The organism is Nonomuraea sp. B10E15, from assembly GCF_039871615.1.
In the GTDB taxonomy this organism is placed as follows: domain Bacteria; phylum Actinomycetota; class Actinomycetes; order Streptosporangiales; family Streptosporangiaceae; genus Nonomuraea.
The window spans coordinates 256,043-271,231 of the sequence record NZ_JBDPMB010000010.1 but is presented as its reverse complement, the minus strand read 5'-3'; the positions used below and the strand labels follow the sequence as shown (position 1 = coordinate 271,231).

Genomic DNA, 15,189 nt, shown 5'->3' with positions numbered 1-15,189 from the left:
CCCTGGCTCAGCCCTTGATGGCCCCCACGATGACGCCCTTGGTGAAGTGGCGCTGCACCAGCGGGTAGATGATCAGGGCGGGCACCACGGCGATCACCACGATGGCCATCTTGATCGCCAGTGTCGGCGGGGCGTCGCCCGTCACTCCCGCCGTGGCGCTGGGCAGCGGGTTGGAGTCGACGACGTACTGCCGCAGGATGAGCGCGAGCGGCCACTTGCGGGTGTCGTCGATGTAGAGCATCGCGTTGAACCAGGCGTTCCAGTAGCCGACCGCGTAGAACATCGCGACGACCGCCGTGACCGCCCTGGACATGGGCAGGACGATCCGCCACAGGATGCGGAACTCGCCCGCCCCGTCGATGCGCGCGCTGTCGAGGATCTCGCCGGGGATGTTCATGAAGAACGAGCGGAGCACGACCACGTTGAACGCCGAGACGGCCGTCGGCAGGATCAGCGACCAGTAGCTGTCCTTCAGCCCGAGCCCGCTCACCATCAGGTAGACGGGGATGATGCCGGGGAAGAACACGAACATCAGCAGCACGCTGAACAGCAACGGCCGGTGCAGGAACGAGCCGGGCCGCGAGAGCGAGTACGCCCCCAGCACGCTCACCCCGGTGCTGATCAGCGTGCCGGCGACGGTCACGCCGGTGCTGACGAGCACGGCCCTGCTGACCACGGTGTCGGAGAAGATCTGCCGGTACGCCTCGAACGTGATGCCGTCGGGCACCAGCACGAGCCCGCCGACCCGGTTGACGGTGGCCGACGAGCTGAGGCTGGTCAGCACGATCGTGTAGAGCGGGCCGAGCACGGCCAGGACGATCAGGGTCACCAGCGTGCCCTTGCCGAGCCGGGCGGCCGGTGAGGGCCGCTCCTCCCAGGGCGCCAGCCTGGCGGGCGCGCCCCTGCGGCGTCTGGACGTCAGCACTGTCATGATCGTGAATACACTCCTCGCTCGCCGAGCGCGTGCGCCACCCGGTTGGCCGCCAGGATGAGCAGCAGGCCCACCAGGCCCTTGAACAGCCCGGCCGCGGCGCCGTACCCGAGGTCGCCGGTGCGCAGGCCCGACCAGTAGACGAACGTGTCGAACACTTCGGACGCCTCGCTGCCGACGGCGCTGCGCTGCAGCATGAACTGCTCGAATCCGACGTTGAGCGCGTCGCCCAGCCGCAGGATGAGCAGCAGCACGATGACCGGCCGCAGTCCTGGCAGGGTGATGTGCCACATGCGCCGCCACCGGCGGGCGCCGTCCACGGCGGCGGCCTCGTACAGGTTGGGATCGATGGTGCTGAGCGCGGCCAGGAAGATGATCGCGCCCCAGCCGGCGTCCTTCCAGATCGTCTGCGAGGTGATGAGCAGGATGAACGTGTCGGAGTCGGTCATCCAGTCGACGGCCTCGCGCCCGTTGTCCCGCAGGATCTGCGCCAGCAGCCCGGCGCCGCCGAACATCTGCTGGAAGATGGCGACGACCAGCACCCAGGAGAAGAAGTACGGCATGTAGACCACGCCCTGCACGAACGCCCTCAGCCGGGCCGAGACGATGCTGTTGAGCAGCAGCGCCAGCATGATCGGCACGGGGAAGTAGAAGACGAGCTGGAAGGCGGTGATCGACAGGGTGTTCAGGATGGCACGCAGGAACTGCGGGTCCTGGAAGAGCAGCGCGAAGTTGGTGAAGCCGATGATCGGGCTGCCGGTGATGCCGCCGGTGTAGGGGTTGTAGTCCTGGAACGCGATGACGTTGCCGAGCGCGGGGATCCACCAGAAGGCCAGGACGACCAGCAACATCGGCAGGTTCATCACCAGCAGCGGCCAGTCCCTGCGCGCCTTGGCCCGCCAGGACAGCGGGTGCGGCGGTGCGGCGTGCCCCGGTCGCCGGGCGCCGCGCCGGACGGGCCGCTTGGCCGTCATGGCCCCCATGGGAGGTCCTTAGCGCCCATGAATGTCACAGCCTGCCGTTCTCGCGGGCGACCTTCATGTAGAACTCGCGCGCCTCGTTGCCACCCTGGTCCTGCCACTCCTTGACGATCTTGGGCCATTCGGAGAGCGGCCGCTTGCCGCGGAAGACCTCGTTCATCTTGTCCTCGGTGGGCGTCGCCAGGCCCGCCATCTTGGACGGGGTCTCCACCCGGATCCCCACGAACGGGTCGTTGTCGAGGATCGCGGCGGCCTTCGTCTGCCAGTCGTGCTGGGCCTGGACCAGGCCGTCGTACTGGCTCATGGAGTTGGCCGGCGGGCGGCCCGACAGGAACATGTACGTGGGCGCGATCTCCTTGCGCCCGAGCGCGGTCTGCTTGACCTTGCCGTCCTCGACGTCGTAGTGCTCGCCCTCGACGCCGTTGTTGACCAGCTCGTACTCCTGCGTGCCGAACGGCCCCGAGCACCAGTTGGCCAGCGCGAGCAGCTCGCGGGTGCGGGCGTCGCCGAGGCCCTTCCTGATGAAGCAGAACATGCCGGCCGGCTCGTTGCGCCACATGATCGCCTTGCCGCCGGGCTTGGCCGGGTAGGGGTCGACGGCCTGCATGTCGAACGTGGGGTTGTCGGGCAGGAACCGGCCGAGGCTCTCGTGCCAGGCGCCTGGCCCGTCGCGATAGATGATCATCTGCCCGCTGCCGAAGATGCCTTTGTTGTCGGCGTCCTTGTTCGCGACGATGTCGGGGTGCACGTAGCCGGCCTCGAAGAGCTTGACCATGAACTCGACCGACGCGGCGAACTCGGCGGTCTCGTACTTGTACTCGAGCGTGCCGTCGCTCTTCTTGCGCCACTCGCGCGGCGCGCCGAAGGCCCGCTGCATCTCCTGCTCCATGCCGCCGCCGAACGCCCAGCGCTTCTTCTTGGCGTCGGTGATGGCCTTGCCGAGCGTGACCAGGTCGTCGCCGCTCCTGGGCTGCTCCAGGCCCAGCTCCTCCAGGATGTCCTGGCGCACGAAGGCGGCGAACGGGAAGGGCTCGTTCTGCCAGGGGATGCCCTGCAGCACGCCGCCGAAGACGCCGTACTGCCAGGCCGCGGTGTCGTAGTTGGCCAGCAGCGGGAACTCCCTGGCCTTGTCGCCGGCCAGGTAGGGGGACAGGTCGGCGAAGAGCTTGTTGGCCGCTTCCGTGAACCGCGCGATCGTGATGATCTCCCAGCCGGGGATCTGGATCATCTCCGGCACGTCGCCGCTGGCCAGCAGGGTGCTGACCTTCTGCCCGTAGGTGTTGCCGTCGGAGATGTTGAAGCGCACGGTCCCGCCGAGGCGTTCGTTGACGGCGTCGTAGTAGGAGTTGTCGCCCAGGCCGGGCGGCACCGTGCCCCAGAGCGGCGTCATCGCGGTCACCTCCTTGCCGCTGGTCAGCGGCTTGGCGGTGACGGCCTGGACCATGGTGGCGGGGCGGGTCAGGAAGCCGGGCGCGACGAACTCGCTGCCGGGCAGGTCGGGCTTGAGCCCGGGGATCTCGAACGGCACGCGGGTCGGCACCAGGCTCTTGAGCTTGTCGGCCGCCACGGCGGTGCCTTTGGAGGTCGCTTTCTTCTCGGCGCAGCCCGCTACCAGAACACTCGCTCCGACCAGGCCGAGAAACCCGCGGCGCGTTGTGGTGGTTGGCATGGCTCGCTCCCTTCTCCGAGTGAGGGATGGGCCTCAGAATTAGTTGGTATTTCAGCCAAACAAATTAGTAGACTGTCAGCATAGGCCACAAGGATCGGGACGGTCACAGGTTGGCACTGATGGGAAACGTGCTACGCGGCGGCGCCTCCCGCGAGCGGGTTCCTCGTTAGGGAAGGGAGCCCGCGATGCGGCATGCTGGGGTCATCTGGGAACGGGGCTGATATTGATCACTTCTACGACCGGCCCGCAGCCGGCCGACTTCGCCGACGTGCGCGCCACCAACCTCGCGGTCGTGCTGCGTTTCGTCCGCGAGCACGCGCCGTGCTCGCGGGCCGACATCGCGGCCTCCACCGGGTTGAACAAGGCGACGGTGTCGAGCCTCGTCGCCGACCTCATCGACCGGCGGCTCGTACGCGAGACGGGCCTGACGGAGAACCGGGTCGGCAGGCCGGCCACGATGCTCGTGCTCGACGGCTCCCCGTACGCCGCCATCGGCGTCGAGATCAACGTCGACCACGTGTCGGCCGTGGCCACCGGCCTGGCGGGCGAGCGGCTGCTGACATGGCGGCGCGGGTTCGCCGGAGGCGGCTCGGTCATCCAGGGCATGGCCGGCGTCGGAGCGATCATCAGGCGCGTGGTCGGCCGCATGGTCAAGGAGGAACGCCAGGTGCTGGGCCTGGCCGTGGCCGTGCCGGGCCTGGTCGACGTGCAGGGCACCGTCCGCATCGCGCCCAACCTGGGCTGGCGTGACGCCGACATCGGCGGCGACCTGGCCAAGGTGCTGCGCGACCCCGGCTTTCCCATCCAGGTCGACAACGACGCCAACCTCGCGGCGCTGGCCGAGCAGCGCTTCGGCGCGCATGCCGGAGCCTCCGACCTGGTCTGTCTCACCGGCGAGATCGGCGTGGGGGCGGGCATCATCCTCGACGGGCGGCTGCGCAGGGGGCGCCTCGGCTACAGCGGCGAGATCGGCCACGTGCAACTCGATCCCGACGGTCCCGCGTGCCCCTGCGGGCGGCGCGGTTGCCTGGAGGTCATGGCGGGCATCGGCGCCGTGCTGCGCAAGGACGTGTCTCCCGCCGAGGTGCAGATGGAGATCGAGGAGGCGGTGCGGCTCGCCCGCGCCGGCGACCCCGGCACCCTGGCCACGCTCGACGCGGTGGGCAGGAACCTCGGCAAGGGCGTGTCCATCCTGGCGAACCTCCTCAACCCCGAGGTGGTGGTTCTGGGAGGTTACTACGTGCCGCTGGCGCCCTGGCTGCTGCCGGCGGTGCACGGCGAGATGGGCGAGCGCGTCATCGCGGTCGAGGGCGGCGGATGCCAGGTCGTGGCCTCGACGCTGGGTCACGACGCGGCGGCGCTCGGGGGCGCGGCGCGGGTGCTCGACTCCATCGATTCGGGAAAATTGCCCGGAGGATTGTCGCGAATCCCTTGACCTTGGTCACAGGGACGTGCACCCTTCAGTCAACCCACCGAAATGTCCGCGTAACTTCGCCAGGCCGGTCGTCGAAGCGCTTCGACACTCTCCGAGGGATGACCATGCACCAACCCTTCCGCGACCCAGCGCTCCCCCTCTCCGCCCGGATCGACGACCTGATACGCAGGCTCACCCTCGAGGAGAAGACGGGCCTGCTCCACCAGTACCAGGCCCCGGTCGAACGGCTGGGCGTCGGGGCGTTCCGCACCGGCACCGAGGCGCTGCACGGCCTGGCCTGGCTCGGCCCGGCCACCGTGTTCCCCCAGGCCGTCGGGCTGGCCTCGACCTGGGACATCGACCTCGTCCGCAGGGTGGGCGAGGCGGTCGGCGACGAGGTGCTGGCCTTCCACCACAAGGATCCGGCCGGCGCGGGGCTCAACGTGTGGGCCCCCGTGGTCAACCCGCTGCGCGACCCCCGGTGGGGGCGGAACGAGGAGGGCTACTCCGAGGACCCGTGGCTGACCGGCGTCACGGCCACGGCGTTCGCGCTCGGGCTGCGTGGGAGCGCTCCCGAAACGCTGAAGACCGCCCCCACCCTCAAGCACTTCCTCGCCTACAACAACGAGACCGACCGCTGCACCACCTCCAGCAGCCTGCCGCCCCGGGTGCTGCGCGAGTACGAGCTGCCCGCCTTCAGGCCCGCCATCGAGCAGGGCGCCGCGGTGGCCGTCATGCCGTCGTACAACCTGGTCAACGGGCGTCCCGCGCATCTCAGCCCGCTGATCGGGCAGGTGCTGCGCGCCTGGGCGCCCGGCGACCTGCTGGTGGTCAGCGACGCGTACGCGCCGGGCAACCTCACCGCGCTGCAGGGCTACCACGACACGCCGCCCGAGGCGTACGCACACGCCATCAAGGCCGGGATCGACAGCTTCACCCAGGACGACGACCGCGCGGAAGCCACGCTCGGGCACCTGCGCGAGGCGCTGCGGCTCGGCCTGCTCACGGAGGAGGACGTCGACGGCGCCGCACGCCACGCGCTGTCCATCCGGTTCCGGCTCGGCGAGTTCGACCCCGCGACGCCGTACGACGGCATCACCGACAACGTGGTCAACTGCCCCGGGCACCAGGCGCTGGCCAGGGAGGCGGCGCGGCGCTCGTTCGTGCTGCTGCGCAACGACGGCCTGCTCCCGCTGGACGGGACCGGCACGGTCGCGGTGATCGGCCAGCTCGGCGACGCGCTCATGGAGGACTGGTACAGCGGCACCCTGCCCTACGCCGTCACTGCGCGCGCCGGGCTGGCCGAGCGCTGCCGGACGGTGTTCTGCGAGGCCGTGGACCGGGTGACGCTGACCGCCGAGGCCGGGCCCGTGGCCGCCGACCCCGCCGGCGGGCCGCTCAGCGTGGGCGGCGCGGCGACGGTGGCGCCGACGGGGGTGCCGAGGGAGGTGGACGCGGGCCGGTTCGACCTGTTCGACTGGGGTGGCGGAGCCTACGCGCTGCGGGCCGTGGCGACCGGGCGGTTCGTGTCGGTGGACGGCCAGACGCTGGTCAACGACCAGCCGGGGCCGAACGGGTGGGAGGTGCGCCAGACGTTCCGCATGGAGGAGCGCCCGCGCGGCACCCTCGCCCTGCGCCACATCTCGACCGGCTGCTACGTCGGCGCGGGAGCCGACGGCGTGCTGCGCCTGGTCGACGACGCCGACCAGGCCGTCTGGCTGGCCATGGACGTCGTCAGGAGCGGCGCGGAGGAGGCCGCGAGGCTCGCCGCGGGCGCGGACGTCGCCGTCGTCGTGGTCGGCGACCATCCCCTCGTCAACGGCAGGGAGACCGAGGACCGCATGACGCTGGCGCTCGCCCCCGCCCAGGACGCCGTGGTGCGGGCCGTGCGCGCGGCGAACCCCCGCACCGTCATGGTCATCACCAGCGGCTACCCGCTCACCTGGACCGACGGGGACGTGCCCGCCGTGGTGTGGTCGGCCCACGGCGGCCAGGAGTACGGACACGCCCTGGCCGACGTGCTCTTCGGCGACGCCGACCCGGAGGGCCGCCTCACCCAGACGTGGTACCGCTCGGAGCAGGAGCTGCCCGACCTGCTCGACTACGACATCATCGCCTCCGACGCCACCTACCAGTATTTCCGCGGGGTGCCGCTGCACCCGTTCGGCCACGGCCTCAGCTACACCACGTTCGGCTACGCCGACCTGCGCGTGCGCCTCGACGGTGACGTGCTGCGCGCCGAGGTCACGGTCACCAACACGGGCACGCGGCCCGGCGTCGAGGTCGTGCAGTTCTACACCCACCAGCAGCGCTCCCGCGTCAAGCAGCCGCTGCGCCGCCTGCGCGGCTTCGAGAAGGCGCACCTCGCGCCCGGCGAGAGCCGTACGGTCGGCCTGGCGCTGCCCGTCTCCGAGCTGGCCTTCTGGGACGTGACCAGGAGCAGGTTCGTCGTGGAGCACGCGCCGCACCGGCTCATGGTCGGCCGCAGCGCCACCGACCTGCGCCTGAGCGCCCCCTTCGAGGTCGAGGGCGAGACCATCCCGCCCCAGTCGGGGCCGCTGCGCGCGGCCTGCCACGACGAGTACGACGCGATCACGTTCGTGGACGAGACGAAGGAGGACGGCGACGCCGTGCGGTCCGACGCGGAGGGCGCCTGGATCCTGTTCCGGCAGGTCGATCTGACCGACAGCGTGTCCTGCGTGGCGACGGCGGGCAGCGCGGAAGGCGGCATGATCACCATCCGCCGCGACGACCCGCTCTACGGCTCCGCCCTGGCCACGCTTCCCGTGCCGCGGACCGGCCGCTACACCTACCACGCCGTCACGGCTCCCCTTGCGGACGCGGACGGCGTGCACGATCTTTATGTCGTGTTCGAGAACGACGGGGTGCGGCTGTCCCGGCTCGACTTCGGAGCCGGGGCTTGAGCGGGCGCGCGGTCACGATCTCCGAGGTCGCCAAGCACGCGGGCGTGGCCGTCAGCACGGTCTCCTACGTGCTCAGCGGCAAGCGGACGATCTCGGCCGACACCAGGCGGCGGGTGCTCGACAGCATCAACGCCCTCGGCTACCACCCGAACGCCGGCGCCCGCGCCCTGGCCAGCAGGCGCTCCAACGTGATCGCGCTGGTGCTGCCGCTGCGGGCCGGCATGCACGTGCCCGTCCTCATGCGCTTCGCCAGCGCGGTCGTCACCGCCGCCCGCCGCTTCGACCACGACGTGCTGCTGCTGACCGCCGACGAGGGCACGGCCGGCATCCGGCGGGTGGCGGCCAGCGCGCTGGTGGACGCGCTCGTCCTCATGGACGTCGAGCTGGACGACCGCCGGGTGCCGCTGCTGCGCGAGCTGGCCGAGCCGAGCGTGCTCATCGGTTTTCCCGCCGAACCCGCCGGGCTGACGTGCGTGGACCTCGACTTCGCCGCGGCCGGGGCGCGCTGCGTCGAGCACCTGGCCGAGCGCGGCCACGACGAGATCGCCCTGCTGGGGGCGCCGTCCGTGGTCTACGAGCGGGGCACCGGCTTCGCCCGGCGCACCCGGGAGGGGTTCGTGGAGGCGGTGGACGCCCACGGGCTCAAGGGGGTGGCGCTGGCCTGCGAGGAGACGTTCGACGAGGTGTACGAGACCGTCCGCGACCTGCTCCTCGACCAGCCCGGTCTGTCGGGGCTGGTCGTGCACAACGAGGCCGCGGTCGGGCACGTGCTCGCCGCGCTGCGCCAGCTGGACCGGCGGGTGCCGCACGACGTGGCCGTGGTGGCGATCTGCCCCGACGACGTGGCCGAGCGCGCCAGCCCGCCGCTGACCTCGGTGCTGATCCCGGCGGAGGAGGTGGGCAGAGAGGCCGTCCGCCTGGTCATGGACAAGCTGGAGGGCCGCGCGGTGCCCGACTCCACCCTGCTCACCCCGCTACTCGCCGTCCGCGCCAGCACCTGAGCCCGCGTCCTGTCAGCGGCGGTGGGCGATGACGCCTACGGGGAGCGCGTCGGGGTCCACGGCGCGGATGACCGGCTCGGCCGCGTACGGCCCCGGCGTTCCGAAGAGCTCGATCAGCTGCAGGTCGGCCGCCATCTTCCCGGCCAGTTCTGCGGCGGCCGCGGTGTCCGGCACCCCGACCACGGTGGTGCTGCCGCCGCCGTCCTTGGCGAACACGACCCGGTCGGCCTCGGGGTCCGCCCCTTCGTGCACGATGATGAACGCCTCGGACAACGCCTCTCCGGCCTCGTACCTGGCCTTGAAGGACGCCACGCCGGCCAGCGACTCGAACCCGTAGTAGATCGCCCCCACCGGCACCCTCCCGCCGGAGGCTCTGACGGCCTCCGCGTGCCAGAGGGCGCCGAAGCCGCCGCAGAGCTCGACCTGGTCCACTCCCTCCGCCACCAGACCGGTCACCAGCTCCGCCATCTGGGCGGGGTCCCCGACAGCGCGTACGCGGGTGCGTCCGCTCGCGTTCCGGATCACCAGCACGTCGGTTTCCGGGTCGGCGCCGGTCTCCTCGTAAATGACCACTGTGTCCTTCGGCATGGCACTGCTCCCTTTCTTTCGGTCCCTCCACTCTGCTACCTCAACCAAAGTTCAGGTCAACCCCCGCCGACAACTTGATCCGCCACACCGGGTAACCTGGCTCGCGAACGGTCGGCACCCGGACGGGGAGGTTGATGAATATGGCCCGCCACGGCCTTCGTCAGCATGCCCTTGACCGGGTCGCGCGAGCGTAGCGCCCGCGGCCCGGTCGTCCCACCGACGACCAGGAGTGTCGCGTGTCTTCCAACACCATTCTGACCACTGACCGGCTCGTGCTGCGCCCATGGGCCACCGGCGAGATCGCCGCCGTCCTCGGCGGCGAGCGGCTCGAGCACTGGGCGGACGACTTCCCCGCCGAGGGCGACCGCGTGATCGCCGGCATCCTCGACGGACAACCCGAACTGCTCGGCGACCACGGCCATCGCGTGATCGTCGAACGCGAGAGCGGCCGGGTGGTCGGCTCCATCGGCCTGTTCTGGCCGCCCGCCGAAGGCGCCATCGAGATCGGGTACGGCGTCGTGCCCTCCCGGCGCGGCCGCGGTTACGCGCCGGAGGCCACCCGGGCCCTCGTCACGCACGCGCTGACCGCGCCGGAGGTGCACGCCGTCCACGCCACCGCCGAGCTGTCCAACCCCGCCTCCATCCGCGTGCTGGAGAAGGCGGGGCTGCGGCGGTGGAGCGCCGACGCCGAGACCGTGCGCTACCGCACCGCCTGACGACCGGCCCCACCGGCTCTCCCGCTCGGGACGGCGACCGGGCGACGTCCTAGCATCGGGTGCGTGGAGGTTCCCGGCGCGGAGGAGCGGCGCCCGGCGCCCGTGGCCGTGTTCGAGGAGCAGCGGCCGCGGCTGTTCGCGCTGGCCTACCGCCTGCTCGGCTCGGCCGCCGAGGCCGAGGACATGGTCCAGGAGGCGTACATGCGCTGGAGCCAGGCCGGGCCGGTCGAGGTGCCGGCGGCCTGGCTGACCAGGGTGGTCACCAACCTGTGCCTGAGCCAGCTCACCTCGGCTCGGCGGCGGCGGGAGAGCTACGCGGGGCCCTGGCTGCCCGAGCCGGTGCTGACCGGCGACGGGGCCCTCGGTCCGCTGGAGACCGTCGAGCAGCGCGAGTCGGTGTCGCTGGGCGTGCTCATCCTGCTGGAGCGGCTGACGCCGGTGGAGCGGGCGGTGTTCGTGCTGAGGGAGGCGTTCGGGTACGCCCACGCCGAGGTCGCCGGCATCCTCGGCATCACCGAGGAGCACTCCCGCCAGCTGCACCGCCGGGCCAGGGCGCACGTCGGCGAGCCGCGCAAACGGTTCGAGAGCGACCGCGAGCACCATCGCCGGATCGTGCGGGGGTTCCTGCGGGCGACGCTCGGCGGCGACGTGGCGGCGCTGGAGCAGCTGCTCGCCGACGACGTGGTGGCCTGGGCCGACGGCGGCGGCACCGCGACCGCCGCCCGCCGCCCTGTGTACGGGCGGGCGAGGGTGCTGCGTTACCTGCGCGGGCTCGCCGACCGGCCGGAGGCGGCCGGGATCGCGTGGGACATCGTGGACGTCAACGCCGAGCCCGCCGTGGTCGTGCGTGACGCCGGCGGCGGCCTGCTCGCGGTCTTCGCCGTGGAGGTCGCGGACGGGCGGGTCTCCGCGGTCAGGACCATCGTGAGCCCGGCCAAGCTCGCCTTCGCCGCCACGCAGCTCATGTGAGCACCGTCACAGGCCAGCGGTGTCACGAACGGCCCGGCTCGCCGGTTCAGGTGGGGACTCGATCGGAGGAACCATGACGAACCACATCGTGGTGCTGGGAGCCGGATACGCCGGGCTGGGGGCGGCCAAGCGCGCCGCCCGCCGCCTGCGCTCGACGGGCGTACGGGTGACGCTGGTCAACGCGGCCGACCGGTTCGTCGAGCGGGTGCGGCTGCACCAGCTCGCGGCCGGGCAGCGGCTGCCCGACCTGCCGCTGGCCGGCCTGCTCGACGGCACCGGCGTCGAGCTGGTGGTGGCCCAGGTGACGGGCCTCGACCTTCGGGCGCGGACGGTCCAGCTGGACGGGTCGCCGTACACGCTGAGCTACGACGTGCTGGTCTACGCCCTCGGCAGCGCCGCCGACCTGGACACCGTGCCAGGGGTGCGCGAGCACGCGTGCCCGATCGCGACGGAGGGCGACGCCGTACGGCTGCGGGCACGGCTGGCAGGGCCGGGAGCGGTGACCGTGGTGGGTGGCGGGCTCACCGGGATCGAGACGGCGGCGGAGCTCGCCGAGACCCGCCCGGAGCTGCGGGTCGAGCTGCTCTGCGCCGGCCCCGTCGCGCCGGGCCTGTCCGTACGGGCCCGCCGCCACGTCCATCGGGCCTTCGCCCGCCTGGGCGTCGCGGTCCGCGAGCACGAACCCGTCGCCAAGGTCGGCCCCGACGGCGTCCTGCTGGAGAGCGGCGACGAGGTGCCCGCAAGGACGGTGGTGTGGGCGGGCGGGTTCCGCGTCTCCCCGCTGGCCGCCGCGTCGGGGCTGCGCACCGACGGGGAGGGCCGCATGGTCGTCGACCGGTCGCTGCGCTCGGTGTCGCATCCCGAGGTGTTCGGCGTCGGCGACGCTGCGGCGCCGCCCGGCGAGCGGTCGCGGATGTCGTGCCAGACCGGGCTGCCCATGGGCCTGTGCACGGGCGACGCCGTGGCCGGCCTGGTGGCCGGGCGGGAGCCGGGGCCGGCCAGGTTCCGCCACGTCTGGCGCAACGTCAGCCTGGGCCGCCGCGACGGCGTCACCCAGGTGACCCGCGCCGACGACAGCCCGCTGGACGTCGTGCTCACCGGCCGTGCCTCCGCCGCGTTCAAGGAGAGCATCATCCGCGGCACCGTCTCGGCCATGCGCCATCCCGGCCCCTGGCTCTGACGGCCCGGACGGCCGGCGAGGCGCCCGCCCCTCCGCGGGGAGCGGGCGCCTCGCGGGTCACGCCGGCGTGCAGGTGAGGGTGGCGGGTGGGGTGTGGGTGGCGCCGGAGCTGCCGTTGAAGCCGAACGACGCGGTCCCGTTCGGGGAGAGGTTGCCGTTGTAGCCGGCGTTCCCGACGCTCACGCCGGCGCCCGTCTGGGTGACGGTGCCGTTCCAGAGCTGGGTGATCTTCTCGTCACCCGCCCACGTCCAGGTGACCGTCCAGCCGTTGATCGCGGACGCGCCGGTGTTCTTGACCGCCACCTCCGCCTGGAAGCCGCCCGGCCACTGGTTGCCCGCCTTGTACGTGGCCGTGCAGCCCCCGCTCGCCGTGGGCGTGACGGTCGGCGTCACCGTGGGCGTGACCGTGGGCGTGACGGTCGGGGTGACGGTGACGGGCGGGCCCGTGCGGTCGCCGTAGATGATGCCGCGGCCGTTGGTCCCGAGGTAGACGCGGCCGTAGACGCGCGGGTCGCCGGTGAGGGCCTCGCCCATGTTGCCCCACTGGTGCTCGTCGTCGTTGATCCTGAGCCAGCTCGCTCCGGCGTCGTCCGAGCGGTACAGGCCGGTGACGCCGTCGAGGGTGGCCACGGCGAAGACCGCCATGTACGTCCCGCCGGGCGCGGCCTTGCCGAAGCCGACGTTCACCGACCTGGTGATGCCGGGCACCTTGGAGAAGGACGCCCCGCCGTCCGTGGAGTGCCACAGGCCGCCGTCGCCGGCCAGCCACAGGTCGCCCTGGCGGCCGGGCACCGCCTTGAACTTGCCGCCGGCCGGCAGGCCGGTCGCGGCGGTGGCGGCGAACGTGGCGCCGCCGTCGGTGCTGCGGTAGAGGCGGCCGCCGCTCAGGCCGTAGAACGTCATCGGGTCGACCCGGTCGGACTCGACGACGGCGTCCGTGGGCAGGCCTGAGGCGGACTGCCAGGAGTTGCCGTAGCCGACCGAGTAGACCGGCGCCACGCCCTTGGGCGCCCAGACGAAGCGGGAGCCGTCGGCCGCCGCAGCGACCGTGCCGCCCTCGTTGACGCCGCCCGGCTCGGTGCCCTGGAACCAGTTGGCGCCGCCGTCCGTGGAGAAGGCCACGTGGCTGTCGTTCGGCCGGTCGGCGTCGGTGAAGTTGCCGGCCCGCACCATGACCGACGGGTTCCGCTCGGCGTAGTCGAGGCTGGTGGTGGAGGTGAACGTCGGCGAGGTGAACATCATCGGCGGCACGGCGTCGAGGTCGGTGTGGCGGAAGCCGGCGATGTCGCCGAGACCGCTGATCAGGGGCGCGCCGCTCGGCGGGCTGATGAGGTCGAGGACGGCCGTCTCCTCCAGGCCCCTGGCCACGGGTTCGATGGTGAACTGCCCGCCGGTGTCCCAGCGGGTGAGGTTCTCGGTGCCGTAGATGGTGGCGCCGGTGCCGTACATCATCCTGTCGGAGTCGAACGGGTCGATCTCCAGCGACTCGGTCATCCAGCCGAGCTTCGGCGCGGTCTCGGGGGGCTGCGGGTTACCGCCGAACGTCAGCCACGGGTTCTCCGAGATGTCCATCGTGTAGCGGAAGGTGCGGTTCGGGTACGACGACCAGTCCCACACGCGCGTCCAGGTGGCGCCGGAGTCCGTGGACCGGAAGAAGATCACGTCCGGCCACCAGGAGATCTGGGTGGCCACCATGATCGTGGACGGGTTCTGCCGGTCGATGGTGAGCCCGCTGTAGCCGAAGTAGTCGTCCTCGCTGGAGGACGGGATGGGGCTGATCTGCGTCCAGGCGCCCGTCTCGGTGGCGTACCGCCACACGTCGCCCTTGGCCCCGTCGTACGGCCCGCCGGTGTCGCTCGTGGCGATGTACAGGTAGCCGTTCTCCGTGTCGAGCACGCCCTTGTGCGGCAGGTAGCCGGTGGGCTGGCCGGCCACGCGCTGCCAGGTGGCGCCCGCGTCCGTGGTGCGGTAGACGCTGTTGTCCTTGTCGGCGACGCCGACGTAGATGGTCCTGGTGGCGCTGCCCTCGGCTGACGAGCGCGGGTCGTAGGTCACCCAGAGCACGCCGGGCTCGTGGCTGAGGTAGCCGTTGGGGTCGTTCGGATCCTGGGCGTAGTTGCCGGGGTTGGGGAAGCTCGTCACCTCCGACCAGGTCGCGCCGTGGTCGGTGCTGCGCCACAACCCGTTGCCGTTGGGGGCGCCGAAGTAGAGCACGCTGTTGTCGTTGGGGTCGACGGACAGCGCCTCGCCCATGCCGCGGCCGGGCATGTTGCCGCCGAGCTTGAACGGCAGCGGCGTGACCTGCCAGCTGTCGCCCCTGTCGGCCGAGCGCAGGATGGCTCCGTTGTTGGGATCCCAGCTGTTGGTGTACATGCCGACGGCGGCGTACACGCGGTCGGTGTCGACGGGGTCGGTGGCCAGGCTGATCACGCCGTTGTAGCCCCACTTGTCCCAGCCCACCCAGTCGAGCAAGGGGGTCCACGACCTGGTGGACTGGTTCCAGCGGTAGGCCCCGCCGATGTCGGTGCGGGCGTAGATGAGGTTCCGCTCCGACGGGTTGAAGATGATGCCGGGGACGAAGCCGCCGCCGTCGATCCTGACGTTCTTGTACGCGTACGGATCGGAGGCGACGGCCGACACCGGTGACATCCGCACGACCGCCGCCACGAGCAGGACGGCGGCGGTCGCGAGCATGACGAACAGTCTTCTTCGCATGCGCGGCTCTTCCTTTCCGGGCACGCCGGCAGGCGCCCCGAGGGCTTCAGATGACCCGCCATGCACGAGCAGAGTGCAGGACCCTGACCGTCGCCGCGCCTT

Annotated in this window: 11 protein-coding genes; 6 read left to right on the top strand and 5 right to left on the bottom strand. The window is 71.7% G+C overall.

The features are described from left to right. Positions 1-7: 7 nt before the first annotated feature. The 3 genes from ABGB14_RS27415 to ABGB14_RS27405 are packed head-to-tail and all read right to left on the bottom strand — an operon-like array spanning position 8 to position 3,580. Positions 8-931 carry a carbohydrate ABC transporter permease gene (locus ABGB14_RS27415; RefSeq protein ID WP_347646686.1) on the bottom strand — a complete coding sequence of 308 codons (924 nt, stop codon included), beginning with the start codon at positions 929-931 and terminating at the stop codon, positions 8-10. Then, entirely contained in the window at positions 928-1,914 is a 987-nt protein-coding gene (locus ABGB14_RS27410) for an ABC transporter permease subunit (RefSeq protein WP_347646685.1), read from the bottom strand. The genes ABGB14_RS27415 and ABGB14_RS27410 overlap by 4 nt, the downstream gene beginning before the upstream one ends. Before the next feature lie 25 nt (positions 1,915-1,939). Then, complete coding sequence (locus ABGB14_RS27405) at positions 1,940-3,580, bottom strand: extracellular solute-binding protein (protein ID WP_347646684.1); 1,641 nt, start codon at positions 3,578-3,580, stop codon at positions 1,940-1,942. Between the two features lie 223 nt (positions 3,581-3,803). On the opposite strand from ABGB14_RS27405, the gene ABGB14_RS27400 reads away from it, so the two are divergent. From ABGB14_RS27400 to ABGB14_RS27390, 3 genes are all read left to right on the top strand, one after another. Next, positions 3,804-5,015 (top strand): ROK family transcriptional regulator, encoded by a 1,212-nt coding sequence (locus ABGB14_RS27400; protein WP_347646683.1) that lies wholly within the window; start codon positions 3,804-3,806, stop codon positions 5,013-5,015. 104 nt (positions 5,016-5,119) lie between these two features. Then, positions 5,120-7,918: a glycoside hydrolase family 3 C-terminal domain-containing protein gene (locus ABGB14_RS27395; protein ID WP_347646733.1), complete on the top strand. Its 2,799-nt coding sequence runs from the start codon at positions 5,120-5,122 to the stop codon at positions 7,916-7,918. After that, positions 7,915-8,919: a LacI family DNA-binding transcriptional regulator gene (locus ABGB14_RS27390; protein WP_347646682.1), complete on the top strand. Its 1,005-nt coding sequence runs from the start codon at positions 7,915-7,917 to the stop codon at positions 8,917-8,919. Before ABGB14_RS27395 ends, ABGB14_RS27390 begins: the two co-directional genes overlap by 4 nt. Before the next feature lie 12 nt (positions 8,920-8,931). Here the strand turns inward: ABGB14_RS27390 and ABGB14_RS27385 are convergent, their stop codons facing one another. Then, positions 8,932-9,507: a DUF6506 family protein gene (locus tag ABGB14_RS27385; RefSeq protein WP_347646681.1), complete on the bottom strand. Its 576-nt coding sequence runs from the start codon at positions 9,505-9,507 to the stop codon at positions 8,932-8,934. A 236-nt stretch (positions 9,508-9,743) separates the two neighbouring features. On the opposite strand from ABGB14_RS27385, the gene ABGB14_RS27380 reads away from it, so the two are divergent. The 3 genes from ABGB14_RS27380 to ABGB14_RS27370 all read left to right on the top strand — a co-directional run bounded on the left by ABGB14_RS27380 (position 9,744) and on the right by ABGB14_RS27370 (position 12,372). Next, positions 9,744-10,223, top strand: coding sequence for a GNAT family N-acetyltransferase (locus ABGB14_RS27380; RefSeq protein WP_347646680.1), 480 nt, complete (start codon positions 9,744-9,746; stop codon positions 10,221-10,223). A 63-nt stretch (positions 10,224-10,286) separates the two neighbouring features. Further along, positions 10,287-11,192 (top strand): RNA polymerase sigma factor SigJ, encoded by a 906-nt coding sequence (sigJ, locus tag ABGB14_RS27375; RefSeq protein WP_347646679.1) that lies wholly within the window; start codon positions 10,287-10,289, stop codon positions 11,190-11,192. A gap of 73 nt (positions 11,193-11,265) precedes the next feature. Continuing rightward, a complete protein-coding gene (locus ABGB14_RS27370) occupies positions 11,266-12,372 on the top strand; it encodes an FAD-dependent oxidoreductase (RefSeq protein WP_347646678.1) in 1,107 nt (368 codons plus the stop codon). 57 nt (positions 12,373-12,429) lie between these two features. On the opposite strand, the gene ABGB14_RS27365 is transcribed toward ABGB14_RS27370, so the two are convergent. Then, positions 12,430-15,087, bottom strand: coding sequence for a cellulose binding domain-containing protein (locus tag ABGB14_RS27365; RefSeq protein ID WP_347646677.1), 2,658 nt, complete (start codon positions 15,085-15,087; stop codon positions 12,430-12,432). Between the last annotated feature and the right edge of the window lie 102 nt (positions 15,088-15,189).

Coding starts and splice junctions, on each gene's coding strand:
- ABGB14_RS27415 (WP_347646686.1), bottom strand. CDS start 931: ATGACAGTGCTGACGTCCAGACGCCGCAGGGGCGCGCCCGCCAGGCTG.
- ABGB14_RS27410 (WP_347646685.1), bottom strand. CDS start 1,914: ATGGGGGCCATGACGGCCAAGCGGCCCGTCCGGCGCGGCGCCCGGCGA.
- ABGB14_RS27405 (WP_347646684.1), bottom strand. CDS start 3,580: ATGCCAACCACCACAACGCGCCGCGGGTTTCTCGGCCTGGTCGGAGCG.
- ABGB14_RS27395 (WP_347646733.1), top strand. CDS start 5,120: ATGCACCAACCCTTCCGCGACCCAGCGCTCCCCCTCTCCGCCCGGATC.
- ABGB14_RS27385 (WP_347646681.1), bottom strand. CDS start 9,507: ATGCCGAAGGACACAGTGGTCATTTACGAGGAGACCGGCGCCGACCCG.
- ABGB14_RS27370 (WP_347646678.1), top strand. CDS start 11,266: ATGACGAACCACATCGTGGTGCTGGGAGCCGGATACGCCGGGCTGGGG.
- ABGB14_RS27365 (WP_347646677.1), bottom strand. CDS start 15,087: ATGCGAAGAAGACTGTTCGTCATGCTCGCGACCGCCGCCGTCCTGCTC.